11 protein-coding genes are annotated in these 14669 nt (G+C 65.4%); 2 read left to right on the forward strand and 9 right to left on the reverse strand.

The window, feature by feature from the left end; genetic code table 11:
• Window positions 1-73 precede the first annotated feature (73 nt).
• Window positions 74-844 carry an IclR family transcriptional regulator gene (locus tag AB4Y35_RS13340; protein WP_368686045.1) on the forward strand — a complete coding sequence of 257 codons (771 nt, stop codon included), beginning with the start codon at window positions 74-76 and terminating at the stop codon, window positions 842-844.
• A 74-nt stretch (window positions 845-918) separates the two neighbouring features.
• On the opposite strand, the gene AB4Y35_RS13345 is transcribed toward AB4Y35_RS13340, so the two are convergent.
• From AB4Y35_RS13345 to AB4Y35_RS13355, 3 genes are read right to left on the reverse strand one after another with little or no spacing between them, the layout of a single operon-like run.
• Window positions 919-1761 (reverse strand): citryl-CoA lyase, encoded by an 843-nt coding sequence (locus tag AB4Y35_RS13345; RefSeq protein ID WP_368704739.1) that lies wholly within the window; start codon window positions 1759-1761, stop codon window positions 919-921.
• A gap of 2 nt (window positions 1762-1763) precedes the next feature.
• Window positions 1764-2960 (reverse strand): CaiB/BaiF CoA transferase family protein, encoded by a 1197-nt coding sequence (locus AB4Y35_RS13350; protein ID WP_368704740.1) that lies wholly within the window; start codon window positions 2958-2960, stop codon window positions 1764-1766.
• 24 nt (window positions 2961-2984) lie between these two features.
• Window positions 2985-4424, reverse strand: a complete 1440-nt coding sequence (locus AB4Y35_RS13355) for an MFS transporter (RefSeq protein ID WP_368704741.1) — start codon at window positions 4422-4424, stop codon at window positions 2985-2987.
• A 214-nt stretch (window positions 4425-4638) separates the two neighbouring features.
• Between AB4Y35_RS13355 and AB4Y35_RS13360 the strand changes: the two genes are divergently transcribed.
• Entirely contained in the window at window positions 4639-5517 is an 879-nt protein-coding gene (locus AB4Y35_RS13360; protein ID WP_368704742.1) for a DUF2092 domain-containing protein, read from the forward strand.
• A 165-nt stretch (window positions 5518-5682) separates the two neighbouring features.
• On the opposite strand, the gene AB4Y35_RS13365 is transcribed toward AB4Y35_RS13360, so the two are convergent.
• The 6 genes from AB4Y35_RS13365 to AB4Y35_RS13390 form a co-directional block, all read right to left on the reverse strand.
• Window positions 5683-6720: a zinc-dependent alcohol dehydrogenase family protein gene (locus AB4Y35_RS13365; RefSeq protein WP_368704743.1), complete on the reverse strand. Its 1038-nt coding sequence runs from the start codon at window positions 6718-6720 to the stop codon at window positions 5683-5685.
• A 252-nt stretch (window positions 6721-6972) separates the two neighbouring features.
• Window positions 6973-8064, reverse strand: a complete 1092-nt coding sequence (locus AB4Y35_RS13370; RefSeq protein WP_368705398.1) for a porin — start codon at window positions 8062-8064, stop codon at window positions 6973-6975.
• Between the two features lie 88 nt (window positions 8065-8152).
• Window positions 8153-8695 carry a hypothetical protein gene (locus tag AB4Y35_RS13375; protein WP_368686039.1) on the reverse strand — a complete coding sequence of 181 codons (543 nt, stop codon included), beginning with the start codon at window positions 8693-8695 and terminating at the stop codon, window positions 8153-8155.
• 306 nt (window positions 8696-9001) lie between these two features.
• Window positions 9002-12055 carry an efflux RND transporter permease subunit gene (locus tag AB4Y35_RS13380; protein ID WP_368704744.1) on the reverse strand — a complete coding sequence of 1018 codons (3054 nt, stop codon included), beginning with the start codon at window positions 12053-12055 and terminating at the stop codon, window positions 9002-9004.
• Window positions 12052-13191 carry an efflux RND transporter periplasmic adaptor subunit gene (locus AB4Y35_RS13385; RefSeq protein WP_368704745.1) on the reverse strand — a complete coding sequence of 380 codons (1140 nt, stop codon included), beginning with the start codon at window positions 13189-13191 and terminating at the stop codon, window positions 12052-12054. Before AB4Y35_RS13385 ends, AB4Y35_RS13380 begins: the two co-directional genes overlap by 4 nt.
• 5 nt (window positions 13192-13196) lie before the next feature.
• A complete protein-coding gene (locus AB4Y35_RS13390; protein ID WP_368704746.1) occupies window positions 13197-14669 on the reverse strand; it encodes a TolC family protein in 1473 nt (490 codons plus the stop codon).

Below are 14669 nucleotides of genomic sequence, written 5' to 3' on the forward strand. Positions count from 1 at the left end.
GTGGGGAGCCACACCCGTGAGGCGGCAAGTCGCGTAAAATCGAACGCATTCCCAATCCCCACGTTTTCCATTCATGCCCGCGCAAGACCCGGCTGGTACGGTCAAGAAAGAAGAAGGCGTCGCTGTCATCGACCGCGCGTGTGCCATCCTGTTCGCGTTTCGACCGGGAGACAGCGCGCTCACGCTCGCCGAACTCGCGGCGCGCACGGGGCTCTATAAAAGCACGTTGCTGCGGCTGGCCGGCGCTCTGATTCAGCATCGCCTGCTGCTGCGCCTCGACGACGGCCGCTACCAGCTCGGCCCCGCCACGTTCGCGCTGGGCGCGCTCTATCAGCGTAGCCTCAACATGGGCGACATTCTGCTGCCGCTCATGCGCGAACTGGCCGCTGCGAGCGGGGAGAGCGTTTCGTTCTACGTGCGCGACAACGCGGTGCGCGTGTGCCTGCATCGCGTCGATTCGCATCATGTGGTGCGCCATCATGTGCGCGAGGGCGACGTGCTGCCGCTCGAAAGCGGATCTGGCGGCCGCGCGCTGCTGGCATTCGGCGGCGAGCCGGGCGAGCCGTTCGAGACCATTCGCCACGACTTCTACTGCATCTCGATCGGCGAGCGCGACCGCGAAACCGCCGGCGTTTCCATGCCTGTGTTCGGCGTTCACGACACCTTGCGTGGCGTGCTCACGCTCGCCGGGCCGAGTTCGCGTATCGACGCGGCGTTCGTCGAGCGCCATCTCGACGCGCTGTTCGAATGCGCGATACGCGCTACCGACGCGCTCGGCGGCGACTCGCGCGCGCTGCGCGCCGCCCAGCGTGCGCACGCTGCACGCGCACGCCAGGACGCCTGAAGCCACGGGCGGCTAGCGCAAACACTGCGGACGCGAGACGCCGTTTGCACGCGCTCGCTTTCACGGCGCGTTGATCAGGACTGCTCCAGATGTCGCTCCGGCGCGCCGGTATAGGCAAACGGAATCTGGCGCGGCATGGGCCCTTTGTTACGCTCGCCGCGTCCGCGCTGCTCCCACGCATGCGCGAGGATGCCCACGGCGCGCGAGAGGCAGAACACGCCGCGCGCCAGTTCGGGCGCAAAGCCCAGTTCGGCGTAAATCACGGCGGTTACGCCGTCGATGTTCATCGGCACGGGCCGGTCCTTGCGCTTTTTCAGCAAGGCTTCGATGCCGCGCGCAATTGCGGCATAGCGGCCCTTGATGGTGCCCGACGCCACACGGGCATCGACGAGCGCGAGCAGCCGTCCGGCGCGCGGATCGACCGGATGAAAGCGATGGCCGAAGCCCGGCAGATACTTGCCGTGATGAGCGATGAACTCGTCTACGCCGGCTTCGACCGCCGCTTCGAATGGGGCGCCAGCCACGATGCGCGCGGCGATGTCGGCATAGAGTTCGACCGCCTGCTGGCCGGCGCCGCCGTGCACGTCGTCGAGTGCGTTGAGCGCCGAGGCCATTGCGCCGTTGATCGGCAAGCCGCAGCTCGTGGCCATGCGCGAGATCGCGATCGAAGGCGCGTGTGGCCCGTGATCGACCGAGGCCACGAGCGCCGCTTCGAGCAGCGTGGCCTCTTCGTCGCCGGGCAGTTCGCCGCGCAGCATCAGCCAGATCATCTGCGGGAAACTCACGTTGCCGATCAGCTCCTGGATCGGATAGCCGCGCACCTTGATGGAGCCCGGATGGATGTCGATGATCGAGGTGCTCCAGTAGTCGGCGCAAAGGGCGGCGAGATCGGGCGTGGTCGTGTTCGTGGTCGGCATGGTCAGATCACTCCGTCATGGTGGAGGGCGTCGATTTGGGCGGCTTCGTAGCCGAGTTGTGCGAGCGTTTCGCGCGTGTGGGCGCCGAGGGCCGGGGCGGGCGTGGCGGGCGCGGCGTCGGCATCGGCGAGCCGCAGGCCCGCGCGCGTCACGCGTTGCGCGGCTTCGCCCTGTGCCGGTTCGAACTCGCGGATGAAGCGCCGTTCGGCCAGATGCGGATGCGCGAGGATTTCGGGCACCGAGAGCACGCGGCCCACGGGCACGCCGCGCTCGAGCAGGCGCGTTTCCCAGTTCGCCGCGCTGTCCGCGGCGAGCGCGGCTTCGATCTCGGCCTTGAGCGCTTCGCGGTACTGCTTGCGCGAATGGCGCGCGGCAAAACGCTCGTCGCGCGGCAGGTCGGGGCGGCCGATCACCTCGCACAGGCTTTCGAACTGGCGCGTTTCGTTTGCCGCGATATTGAGCAGGCCCGCGCTGGTGCGGAAGGTGCCCGAGGGTGCGGCCGTGAAATTCTCGTTGCCCATCGGTGCGGGCTCGACCCCGGCGTTCAGGTAGTTCGACACGACCCAGCCCATGGTCGCGAGCGTGGCTTCGAGCATCGAAACGTCGAGACGCCGCCCGCGGCCGCTCGTGCGCGCGTCGACGAGCGCCGCGCAAATGCCGAACGCGGCGGTGAGGCCACCCACCGTATCGGAGACGGGATAGCCTACGCGCAGCGGCGCGCTGTGCGCGTCGCCCGTCACGCTCATCACGCCGGACATGCCCTGAATGATCTGGTCGTACGCCGGGCGGCGCGACAGCTCGCCTTCGTCGCCGAAACCGGAAATCGCACAGTAGACCAGCGCCGGATTCACTTTGGATAACTGATCGTAGCCGAGTTCGAGGCGGTCCATCACGCCGGGGCGGAAGTTTTCGACGAGGACGTCGGCGTGGCGTACCAGATCGAGCAAAATGGCCTTGCCGCGCGGGTCTTTCAGGTTCAGCGTGATCGAGCGCTTGCCCGCATTCACGGCCACGAACGACGCGCCCATATTGCGCGCCGCGGCGTCCTTGTCGGCCCCGAGGCGCCGAGCAAGATCGCCGCCTTCAGGATGCTCGACCTTGGTGACTTCGGCGCCGAAGAGCGCGAGTTGATAGGCGCAGAACGGACCCGCGAGCACATTCGACAGATCCAGGACGCGCACGCCGGCTAACGGGAGCATGGTGACAGCCTCGTATTGAATAAATTAGCGGGAGATGTCGTCGAGCGCGCGATTCTTCGTGCGCGGCCCGAAGATGCCGATGGCCGCCATCACCACGATCATCGCGCCCGTGATCAGCGCGAAAACGCCTGGCACACCGAAGTGGCGCAGGGCGAACGCGATCATGAAGCCAGAGAACATCGCGGAGAGGCGCGACATCGAGTAAACGAAGCCAACGGCGGTGGCGCGCATGCGCGTGGGGAACAGCTCGACCTGGTACGCGTGGTAGCCAACCGAGAGCAGCGTGCCGCCCAGCGTGATGAGCACGCCGAGGAACATGAGCATGCCGGCCGAGGTTTGCATGGCGAACAGCGTGCCGCAGACGGCGATGGCGAGCGCGGAGAGCACGACGAGCGTCTTGCGCTCGATGCGGTCGGCTATCGCCATGCCGAGCAGCGGGCCGAACGGATTCGACGCGGCGATCACGAACGAGTAGAGCAGGCTGTGCGTGACCGTGACGCCCTTGGAAACGAGCAGCGTCGGCACCCACGAGGCGAAGCCGTAGAAGCCAATGGCCTGAAACAGATTGAAGACGAGCAGGGTGATCGTGCGGCGGCGGTAAGGCGGCTGCCAGATCTCGGCGAAGCGCGCCTTGGCGAGCGTTTGCGTGCTGGCCGATTCGACGACAGGCGCGGGCAGCACGCGTCCGTGCTGCGCCTCGATCTTCGCTTCGAGCCTTGCGAGAATGCGCGCGGCTTCCTCGGTGCGGCCGCGCTGCGCGAGCCAGCGCGCGCTCTCGGGCACGCGGCGGCGGATCGCCCAGGCGATGAGCGCGCCGAACGCGCCGAACATGACGACCCAGCGCCAGCCGTCGAAGCCGAGCGGCGCGCGCGGCACGAACCACCATGCGAGCAACGCGACAGCCGGCACGGCCGTGTACTGCACCAGATGCACGAACGCGAATGCGCGGCCGCGCATGTGCTTGGGCACGAGTTCGCTCACGTAGGTGTCGATGGTGACGAGTTCGACGCCCACGCCAATGCCCGCGATGAGGCGCCACAGGTTGATGCCGGGCGCGCTCGTCTGCAGCGCCATGATGCAGGTCGCAACCGAATACCAGAGCAGGGAGGCGGTGAACAGCGTGCGGCGGCCATAGCGGTCGGCAAGCCTGGTCAGGCAGAACGTGCCGATGAAGAGCCCCGCGAACGACGCCGCCACGAAGGCGCCGAGACCCGAGAAGCCGAAGAACGAAGCCGTGGTGGTCGAGTAGAGGCCGCTTTTCACGAGGCCCGGCCCGACATAGGCCGTGAAAAACAGATCGTAGAACTCGAACCAGCCGCCCAGCGAAAGCAGGAGCACGAGCGTCCAGATGGTGCGCGTGGCCGGCAGACGGTCAATGCGCGCGTTGATCTCGGCCGCACTGACGGGCGCGGCGGCGTGGTCCCGGAGCGACGCGTGTGTCGCTCCGATTGGCAAGCTGGACATTGGAATCTCCTGAACGCTTCGTTTGCGTGTCTCTTCGTTCTATCTGATAGAACGTCGTTCTAAAAATATGGCTCGATGATACTGCGAGGCGGTGAGCCAACCGACCAGGGCTTTTACTGAGTGGGACGTGCAGGGTGCGCCTCACAGAGCGCCGCTGGGCATGCCGAGTGCTACAAGGCCGTCGTTTTATTCGGATGCTCAGTCAGGAGTCGTCTTGAAAAAGAAAGTCTTTTCCGGAGGCGTTCCTGCAACGCTCGCCTTGTCGCTCTGCGCCGCTATCGCGCTCTCCGGCTGTGCGCATCCGCAGAGCGAGGGGTACACGCAGGCGCAATCGAATGTGCCATCGCCGCTCACCGATCTCGACAACGGCGAGGGAACCGCCGCCGCGAACGCGCCGCAACCCGCCGTCGATCCGCAGGCGCTCGACGCGCTCAATGCCATGGGCGCTTATCTGCACACGATACGCCGGCTCGAGGTCAACGCGGACACGTCGACCGACGTCGTGCTCGACAACGGCCAGAACGCCGCGCTGCTGCGTCATACGGTGCTCAAGGTCAAGCGGCCCGACCGGCTACGCGCCGAGATCACGGGCAACGGCAACGTGCGTGGACTGGTCTATGACGGCCGCGAGTTCATGACCTTCAACGAAAAGAAGGGCTTTTACACGCGCAATGACGCGCCACCGACGCTCGATGGCCTCGTACGCGAACTCGCGAATAGCTGGCGTATCGAAGCGCCGCTCGCGGAGCTTTTCTATTGGGGCAACGGCAAGGACGACAACGCGGCAATTACGGCGGCGCAGGTGCTCGGCGTCGAGAAGGTCGATACGCGCTGGTGCACGCATTACGCGTTTCAGCAGCGTGGCGCCGACTGGGAGATGTGGATCGAACAGGGACGGCGGCCGCTGCCGTGCCATTTGGTCGTCACCGATACGACCCAGCCTTCGAGGCCGCGCCATGAAGTGACATACCACTGGAATCTGTCGCCATCGTTCGTCGCATCGACATTCGCGTTGCATCCGAAACCCGGTGCGAAGCGAATCGAACTGGAGCCGGCTGCTGTCGTGAGGCCTTCGTTCGAGGAGGTTCAGTGACCGGGCGGCGCTGGGAATCGGTCCCGATGATTGCGGGCTATCGGGACCGGGGTGCCGACGGGCGGGAAGACTTGCCAGGTGGCGCCGCCCGTGGATTTTTCTTATTTAACATAAGATAAATTATCGCAGTTTTTATGATGTTCGCAAACATCCGTATCGACCGCATCACATCTCGACAATCACCTTCAGCGCCTGCGTGCTGGCCGCCTGCGAGAACGTCTCATACGCCTTGGGCATGTCTTCGAACGAAAACCGATGCGTGATCAGCCGGTTCGGATCGATCCGTCCGGCGCGCACGGTCTTGAGCAGCATGGGCGTGCTCACTGTGTCGACAAGACGCGTCGTGATCGCCACGTTGCGATCCCACAGCTTGTCGAGGAAAAGCGAAGCCGGCACGCCGTGCACACCGATGTTCGCAATCACGCCGCCCGGCGCCACGATCTGCTGGCACAGTTCGAACGTCGCAGGCACGCCAACGGCCTCCATCGCGCAATCGACGCCCACGCCATCCGTGAGCTTCATCACCGCATCGACGGCGTCGCCTGCGCGCGGATCGATGCACGCCGTCGCGCCGAATTTCTTCGCGCATTCCAGACGGTTGGGGTCCATATCGATCATGATGATCTGCGCGGGCGAATAAAACTGCGCAGTCAGGAGCGCGGCCAGCCCGATTGGCCCGGAGCCGACGATGGCCACCGTGCTGCCGGGTTCGACCTTGCCGTTGAGCACGCCGCATTCGAAGCCCGTCGGCAGGATGTCCGAGAGCATCACGAGCGCGGCCTCGTCGAGGCCGTCGGGAATCCGGTACAGACTCGTTTGCGCGTGCGGCGTACGCACGTATTCGGCCTGCGTGCCGTCGATGCGATTGCCGAGTATCCAGCCGCCCGTCTTGCAGTGCGAATACATGCCTCGCCGGCAGTACTCGCACTGTCCGCAGCTCGAGATGCACGAGACGAGCACGTGATCTCCGACTTTCAGCGTCGAGACGCCGCTGCCGATCTCGTGGACGACGCCCACGCCTTCGTGGCCGAGAATGCGGCCCGGCTCGCAACTCGGCACGTCGCCCTTGAGAATGTGGAGATCGGTGCCGCAGATCGTCGTCTTCGAGATCTTGACGACGGCGTCGCCGGGTTCCTGCAAGGCGGGCATTGGCCGCGTTTCGAGTGCGAACTTGCCCGGACCGTTGTAAACCAGTGCTTTCATGGTTCCTCCATCGACAACCGGAAATACGCCGGCTCGCCGGGCGCCCTCCTTTCGGTCAGCGGGCGCGCGGCGAGTCCGTCTTCCCCTGCAAGGTTTGCTTATTTCGATACGCGGTGAGCCGCCGAGAACGGATCCGAAATAGCGACGACTTCGCCCTTGCATTCATGATCGTAGTCCAAGGTCCGACGGCTACGAAGTGATGGCGTGGAGGTTCATGCGTTAAGCATGAGATTTCTTGTGCTCGCTCAAATACTAGAACAGATGGCGGATGCCGACCTGCACGCCGAATTCGCTCTGACCGGGTCCCGGCGTCAGGAACGAACCCGTCGTAATGCTGGCGCCCGCCATCTTGAACTGCGCGGTGCCGTAGTTCTTCAATTCGGAAATCGTGCCGTATAGCCGCGTCCCTTTCGAAAGATCGTAGTTGACGATCGCCCCATATTGCAGGGCGTCGTTGCCGAGATGCGTGCTGTCCTTGGTGTAGGCGGCGCCGGCGCCCACGCTGAAGAACGGCGTGAAGCGGTAGTCGGCCGAAAGCGAATACGTGCTGTGCCAGTCGCCTGCTGTATTGCCAACCGGCCCGACTGTCGGGTCGTATTTGCCGGCCGGGTTGCTGAGCGCATTGCCGGTGGTCGCGGAAATGACGTCGTTGGCGCGGAAATAGCCGACGTAGATGCGCCCCCACCCGTAGTCGAGATTGCCGCCCGCCATGAATTCCTGCACACGGTTGGAGGCTGTCGCATTCGCCGCGTTCAAATAGGCAAGCGCGAGATAAACCGGGCCCTGGGTGGTCTGCACGCCGGCCTGATACACGGCATTGCCCGCGAGCGTGCCCGGCTGGCCGCCCACCGAATAATGCAGTTCGACCTGGGTCCCCACGAACTTCGGCGAAATCCACGCAATGTCGTTGTCGACGCGCGCCAGCCAGTTCGCAAAGTTGTTGTAGCCCGAGGCGTAGGTCGCCGCGCTGAAGGCGTCCATATTGCCGCTCCAGGCGAACATCGGCGTGTTCTGGCGGCCGAAGCGCACCTCGCCGAAGCCGCCGCCCACACCGACCCACGCCTGGCGATCGAAGAACCGGTAGCTGTTCTGCAGCTTGCCCGTACCCGGATCGAAGCCGCTCTCCAGCGCGAAGTTCACGCGGTATCCGCCGCCTATGTCCTCCGTGCCGCGCAAGCCCCACCGGCTCGTCATCAAGCCGTTATTGCCGAGCACGGCGAGCGACGTGGTCTTGCCGTCGACTTTCGTGTTCTGGTAGCCGGCGAACACGTCGAGCACGCCATAGAGCGTCACCGACGATTGCGCCATTGCCGGCGTGCTGGCGATGACTGCCGCAGCAATCACCGACAAGCTAAGGAATCCTCTATTTAACGACATCGTCACTTTCCCCTGTTGTTGACTTCTTGATAGATTGGTGCTGACGCTGAAGGCGTCAGCTTGTGCGGTCGGTCGCGAGCATGCGCTTCACCACGAGGGCGAGCGGCACAGTGAAGCAAAAGTGCGACATGAAACCGCCGATGATGACGACCGGGTCGTAGTAATTGGGATGGTTGTCTGACGCGATGCTGATCGCCACATGCATGACGATCCAGGCCAGGATCGCGTAAAAGAGCGCGACGAACGTGGCCTCGTAGCCGCGGCGGCGGAAATACGGCCAGATCGCGGCGAACAGTACGCCCCACGCAATGGCGAAGAAGAAATGGATGGCAGTGCCGAGGAAATACGCCCAGATGCCGAGCGAGTCCTGTACGCCCTTGCCGAACACGAGGCCGGTCGCGTTGCGGGGAATGCCCGCAAGCGGCATGAGATGCTGGGCGCCGACCCAGATGAGCGCCTCGTAAATCCAGATGATCACCGCGCCCGTCAAGCCGCCGGCTATGCCGGCGCGCAAGATTGCGCCGAGCGTCGGCTTGCCGTCGATTGCCGCTCTCGTCCCTTGATACCCACCCTCACCTACGCTTGCATTGCCGCTCATCGCCGTCTCCTCCTGTCGTACTGCACGAAATGTTTTTCGCCAAGATAGAAACGGGGCTTACGGAAAACTACATCGGGTTAACGGCAGGCAAGAGGCGCTCCGCGGACAAGAAAGCGCGCGCAACGCAAGACCGTGACTCGCGGTGAGCCGCGCAGCGCCAAGCGGGACAAGGCTTGGCGCGATTCATCGTTGCACGGCGGGAGGCCGGCAGACCGGCTTGCAGACCCGGTCGCCGATAAGAGAAATCGATACGGCGGAAACGACTTCGCAAAGCCAGGTCTGCAAACGCAATGCAACTGCCGCCACTCACCTCCCCCCTTTTACTCGAAGCAGGAGGCGCAGCAGCACGGGCAGCACCAGCAGCACGAGCGGCATCTGCACGATCAAGCCCGAGATGATCGCGACGGCGAGCGGTTGCTGCATCGCGGAACCCTGGCCGAGCGCGAAGGCGAGCGGCAGCAGCGCGAGAATGGCTGCGATGGTCGTCATCGCGATCGGCCGCAGGCGATTGCGGCCCGCGGCCTGCAACGCCTCATCGAGCGGCACGCCTTCGTCGCGTACGAGCCCCTGGAACTCGGAAACGTAGAAGATCGCGACCTCCGTCACGATGCCGACGATCATCGTCATGCCCATCATCGCGGAGATGTTGAGTTCGATGCCCGTCGCCCACAGCCCGATGAAAACGGCGCCGGTGGCGAGCAGCGGCATCGCCATCACCGCGAGCGCTACACGAAAGCGCTCATAGAGGAACAGCAGCAAGCCGAACACCAGCGCCACGGCCGCGCCGAACACCGCGAGCAGCCCCTTGAAGGCGATCTGCTGTTGCTGGTACAAGCCGCCCAGTTCGTAATAGACGCCCGTTGGCAGGAGCGCGGGATCGGCAAGCGCGCGCTGCACGTCGGCAATGGTCGAGCCGAGGTCGCGCCCGTCGATGCGTGCCGTCACCGCCACCATGCGCTTGAGGTTGTCGCGACTGATCTCGGGTTGCCCGCTTACGTGCACCGGGTCGGCAACGCGTGCGAGCGCGAACACGTGTCCGTCCGGCGCACGCAACGGCAGGCGCGCGAGTTCGGTGTCCGTCATTTGCAGCGCGCCTTGCGCACGCACGCGCACGCCGACCGTCTTCGGGCCGTTCTGGAACTGCGTGGCCACGTTGCCGTCCAGCAGGTCCGAGACCTGCTGCGCGACTGCCTGCGGGTCCATGCCTTCGGCAGCCGCGGCGTCGGGCCGGATGCGCAGATCGATGGCGTCGCCGGCAGGATTGATGCCGTCGTTCACGTCGACGATACCGGCAATCTTGCCGATGCGTGCGGCCACACGTTGGGCGGTCGTATCGAGCACATGAGCGTCGTCCGAGTAGATCTTGATCTGCACGGGCTGCGGCACCGCCGTGAGGTCGCCGATCAGGTCCTCCATCAACTGCGCAAGCTCGACGCTCACACCGGGCACGTTTGTTTCGATCTGCGAACGGATCTCCTCCATCACCGTGTCGATGGGTTCGCGGCTGCCCGACTTCAGGCGCACGAAGAAGTCCCCCTTGTTCGGCTCGTTCAGGTCGCCGCCAAGTCCGGCGCCGGTACGGCGTGAATACGTCGCCACATTCGGGTTCGCGCGAATGATCGCTTCGATTTGTTGCATCAGGCGATCGGTTTCCGTGATCGACGTGCCCGCCTGCGTGTGATAGTCGAGCACGAAACCGCCCTCGTCCATCGACGGCATGAAGCCGCTGCCGACCCGCGTGAACGCGAGCGCCGAAAGCAGCGCCAGCGGAACGACGAGCGCGAGCACCCACAGGGGCCGCGCGCTCACGCGCGAGACGAGCCGCGCGTAGGCACGGTTCAGCCATGCAGCGAAACGCGTTTCGCGATGCTCCTCGGCATCCTTCGCCGTGAGCCAGCGATCGCAGAGAATCGGGATGGCGAGCCACGTGACGAGGAACGAAATAAAGAGCGCGCTCGCCATCGTCACCGAAAGCGCCTTGAAGAACGCGCCGGTTACGCCCGAGAGAAACGCCAGCGGCACGAAGATGATGAGCGTTGCCGCCGAAGAGCCGGCGAGCGGCCGTGTAAATTCGAGCGCCGCGCTCATCACGCGGCCATGAAACGCATGCGCGCCCGCTTCGCGCATCCGCCGCGCGATGTGCTCGATCATCACGATGGCATCGTCGATCACGAGGCCCACCGCCGCCGCCATCCCGCCGAGCGTCATGATGTTGAAGCCCATGCCGAACACGTCGAGCAGCAGAATGGTCGCCGCCATCACGATAGGCACGAGCGCCACGGCGATGAGCGTGATCTTCGTGTTGCGCAGAAATACGAAGAGCGTGAGCGCCGCGAGCACCACGCCAATCATGATGGCATCGCGTACGCTGGTGGCCGAGGCGATCACGAGTTCGCTCTGGTCGTACCAGTTCGAGAGCGTCACGCCGTGCGGCATCTGCGGGCCGAAGCCCTTCAGGCGCGCGCGAATCGCCTGCGCCATCGCCACGCTGTTCGCGCCGGGCTGCTGGTAGACGTTGATCAGCACCGCGTCCTGACCGTCGGCGGTCACGCGGATCCATTGCGGCACGGTCCCCTCGGTGACGGTGGCCACATCGCGCAGGCGGATCTGCGTGGCGCCCGCGGACGACACGACCACGTTTTTCAGTGTCTCGAGCCCGCTGAAAGCCGAATTCGCCACGACGAGAAAGAGCTTGTCGTGGTCCTCGATGCGCCCGGTGGCCATCAGCACGTTGCCCGCGCCGATCGCACGCGAGATATCGGCGACTGAAAGCTTGTACGCCGCGAGCCGCGCGGGATCGACGGCCACTTCGAGCTCGTCGCGCGCCCCACCCGTCACGTCCACGCGCGCCACGCCCTCAACCGAGGAAAGCAGCGGACGCAACTGGAACTGGGCGAGGTCGTAGAGCTGCGAGAGCGACAGGCGCGACGACGTCAGGCTGTACGCGAGCACCGGAAACACCGTGGGGTCCATCCGGCGCACCTGCATGCTGGTGCCGGGCGGCAGCGTCGCGAGAATCTCGGCAATGGCCGACTGCGCCTGCAACGTGGCTTGCGCCATGTCCGTACCCCAGTCGAAATTCAGCGAGATTTCCGCTGAGCCCCGACTCGTGCGGGATTCCACGTCGCGCACGTTCGGCACGCGCCGCAACGCTTCCTCCACCGGCATGGTGACGAGCGTCGCCATCTGTTCGGCCGGACGGTCGCCCGCGTCGAGCGAAATCACGGCGCGCGGAAAGGACACGTTCGGAAAGAGCGAGATCGGCAGGCGCAACGCGGTGAGCGCTCCGGCAAGCGCGGCAAGCGCAATCACGAACAGCAGCGAACGACGGTGGCGCTGCATCCACTGGCTGAACGTCATCGCGCGCCGCCTTGCGCCACGCGCACGGCCATGCCGTCTTCGAGTTCGTAGTTGCCGACGACGACGAGCGGCCGCGAGGCGTCGAGCGCGCCATCCACGCCGTACGTATCGCCATGCTCGACTTTCACCTGCACATCGACGCGGTGCGCCTTGTTGGTCGGCGCGACCTGAAACACATAGCTGCCCTTCGCGTCCCGCAGCACCGCGGCGCGCGGCACGTTCCACCACGTGCCGGTCTGCGTATCGATGTCGGCCCGCACGCGCGTTCCCGGCAGGAACGCGGCGCTCGCGAGCGGCACGTTCGCACTCACGTTCACGAGCTGGCTCTGCGCGTCGATGGCTGCGCCGACGAGCACGATGCGCCCTTGCGCACGCTGCGACCCGAGCGAGGCGGACAGCGGGCGCAGCACGATACGATCGCCGGCGCGCAGCGTGAGCGCGTCGGCGGGTTCGACGCCCAGCGAAATGTTCGCGGCATTGCCCGCGGCGCCATTGGATGCAACGAGCTGGGCGAGCGCTGTGCCCGCCTGGATCCGGTCGCCCGGCGCCGCGGCAAGCTGCGCGATGACGCCGGCCGCTGGCGCCGCGATCGTTTTCGAACCCGGCGCAATACCCGTCGCTTGTTGCGCGGCGAGCGCCTGCTGTGCGTCATCCAGCGCCTTTTGCGCCGCGGCGAGCTGCGATTGCGTGGCGAGACCGTCGTGAAAGAGCGAGCCGGTGCGAGCGAGTTCGCCACGTGCGAGCGTCGCTGCGCTTTGTGCCTGCGTATAGGCGATCACAGCGTTTGGATCGGCTTGCACCACGAAAAGCGCTGCGCCCTGCGCGACGGTCTGGCCGGGCTGCACGAGCACGCGCGTCACGCGTGCGAGATACGGAAGGCTGATGGTCGTGGCGTTGGAGGCCGCAGACGCGACGGCGCCATACGCGACGACAGTTTGGGCAACCGGCTGGCGCATCACCTGCACGACCTGCACGGCGGCGGATGGCGCAGGCGGGCTGCCCGACGCGCCGGCGTCATCTGCGCGCGCTGCATGCGGTGCGAAAAGCGCTGCGCCAGCGGCGAGCGCGGCCGCCGCGCCAAGTGCGCAGACGGCGACACGCGAACGCGTGCCGGAAAGAAAGCGGTGCTCAGTCATGGAGATCAACGTGCAACGATGGTATTGGTGGGCGCGCTTTCAGCAGTGGCGCCTCGGGCGGACGGAGTCTGATCAGGATCGGGGATCGCGCTGCCGAGCAGCGCCTGGAGGCCAACGCGTTGCTCCGCTAGCGCTTCGCGCGCAGTGGCGGCATCGATGCGACGCGCGAGCGCCGCGATTTGCGCATCGACGTACTGGCCGAGCACGATGTTGCGCGCCGCGTAGGCGTCGCGCGCCTGCACGGCGGCACGCTCGAGCCCCGGTAGCGCAGCGTCATCCTGATCGAGTTGATGCGCAGCGATCGCGCTGTCGGCACGCAGGTGGGCGATATCGGCGTAAGCCGCGTTCAGGCGTGTCTGGTATTCGTCTGCGAGACGCTGCCGCGTGGCCTGCTCGATGGCGATATTGCCGCGATTGCGGTTGAAGACCGGCAGCGTGAGGTTGATCGCGAAGCCGCTCGTGTAGATCTCCGAAGTGTCGCGCTGGCGCGTAAAGCCCACCGAAAGACTGGGGAACTGGTTGAGGATTGCGGCGCGGTACTTCTGCTCCTGCGCCTCGTAGCCGGCCTGCAGCGCGATCAGATCGGGACGGCGCTGCGCCAGCTTCGCAACGGCAGCGTCGAGCGTGCCATCGGGCATCGGCGTGACTGCCGTGTCACCAGTGAGCGCAAGCGTCGTGTCGGGCGCGAGGCCGAGCAGCGCATTGAGGTCATGGTGCGTCTGCTCGCGCGCATGCTGCATGTCCGTGTATGGCTTGCGGGCGTCTTCGTAGGCGGTGAGCGACGCGGCGACGCTGTCAGCCGTCACGTTGTGCTCGCTTGCCGCGTGCGCGGTACGTTCGTAACGCGTGCGGGCGAGCGCCGTCTGCTGCTCGAGCAGCGGCAACACCTCATCCTGAAAGCGCGCTCTCACGTATAGCTGCTTCGCCTGCGCCACGACCTGCCACTCCTGCCAGAGCAGACCCAGATCGGTCTTGCGAACCGTGGCGTTGGCGGACTTCGTGTTCGCGCCACGCGTGACAATCGCCATCACGTCCATGCTCAGGCCGTAGCTGAACGCGCGCGACAACCCAGCGGCGCCGGGATAGTCGCTGGAGATGCTCACCTGTGGATCCGGCAGGAGTCCTGCTGAAAACGCCTGCGCTTGCGCAATGCCGAGATCGTCACGCGCAAGTTTCAGGTCGGGATTGTTGGCGACGGCCAGCATCGCGACGTCTTCGATGTCGAAGCCGTTCGACGGATCGAAGCGATGCGCCGCAAGCTCGGGCAGCGGCATTTTCGCAGGATCGATCTGCACCCGTGCGAGCGCATCCTGCGTGGTCAACGAAGGTCCGGTAACCAATGGCTGCGCCTTGTAGCTTGCGCAACCGGCAAGCAGTGCGGTGCCCGATGCGAAGGCGACGAGCGTGGCGCGCGCGCGACTTGGGATGTTGAAGTGAAAGACGCGCGGAACCATCGCGCGAGACTGCGGGCTGGACAA

The sequence above is a fragment of the Paraburkholderia sp. EG286A genome (genome assembly GCF_040965375.1).
Lineage (GTDB): Bacteria > Pseudomonadota > Gammaproteobacteria > Burkholderiales > Burkholderiaceae > Paraburkholderia.

Bases quoted from the DNA above. Each gene is read 5' to 3' on its own strand.
- AB4Y35_RS13345 (WP_368704739.1), bottom strand. From the start codon at position 1,761: ATGCCGACCACGAACACGACCACGCCCGATCTCGCCGCCCTTTGCGCC.
- AB4Y35_RS13375 (WP_368686039.1), bottom strand. From the start codon at position 8,695: ATGAGCGGCAATGCAAGCGTAGGTGAGGGTGGGTATCAAGGGACGAGA.
- AB4Y35_RS13380 (WP_368704744.1), bottom strand. From the start codon at position 12,055: ATGACGTTCAGCCAGTGGATGCAGCGCCACCGTCGTTCGCTGCTGTTC.
- AB4Y35_RS13350 (WP_368704740.1), bottom strand. From the start codon at position 2,960: ATGCTCCCGTTAGCCGGCGTGCGCGTCCTGGATCTGTCGAATGTGCTC.
- AB4Y35_RS13365 (WP_368704743.1), bottom strand. From the start codon at position 6,720: ATGAAAGCACTGGTTTACAACGGTCCGGGCAAGTTCGCACTCGAAACG.
- AB4Y35_RS13385 (WP_368704745.1), bottom strand. From the start codon at position 13,191: ATGACTGAGCACCGCTTTCTTTCCGGCACGCGTTCGCGTGTCGCCGTC.
- AB4Y35_RS13340 (WP_368686045.1), top strand. From the start codon at position 74: ATGCCCGCGCAAGACCCGGCTGGTACGGTCAAGAAAGAAGAAGGCGTC.
- AB4Y35_RS13355 (WP_368704741.1), bottom strand. From the start codon at position 4,424: ATGTCCAGCTTGCCAATCGGAGCGACACACGCGTCGCTCCGGGACCAC.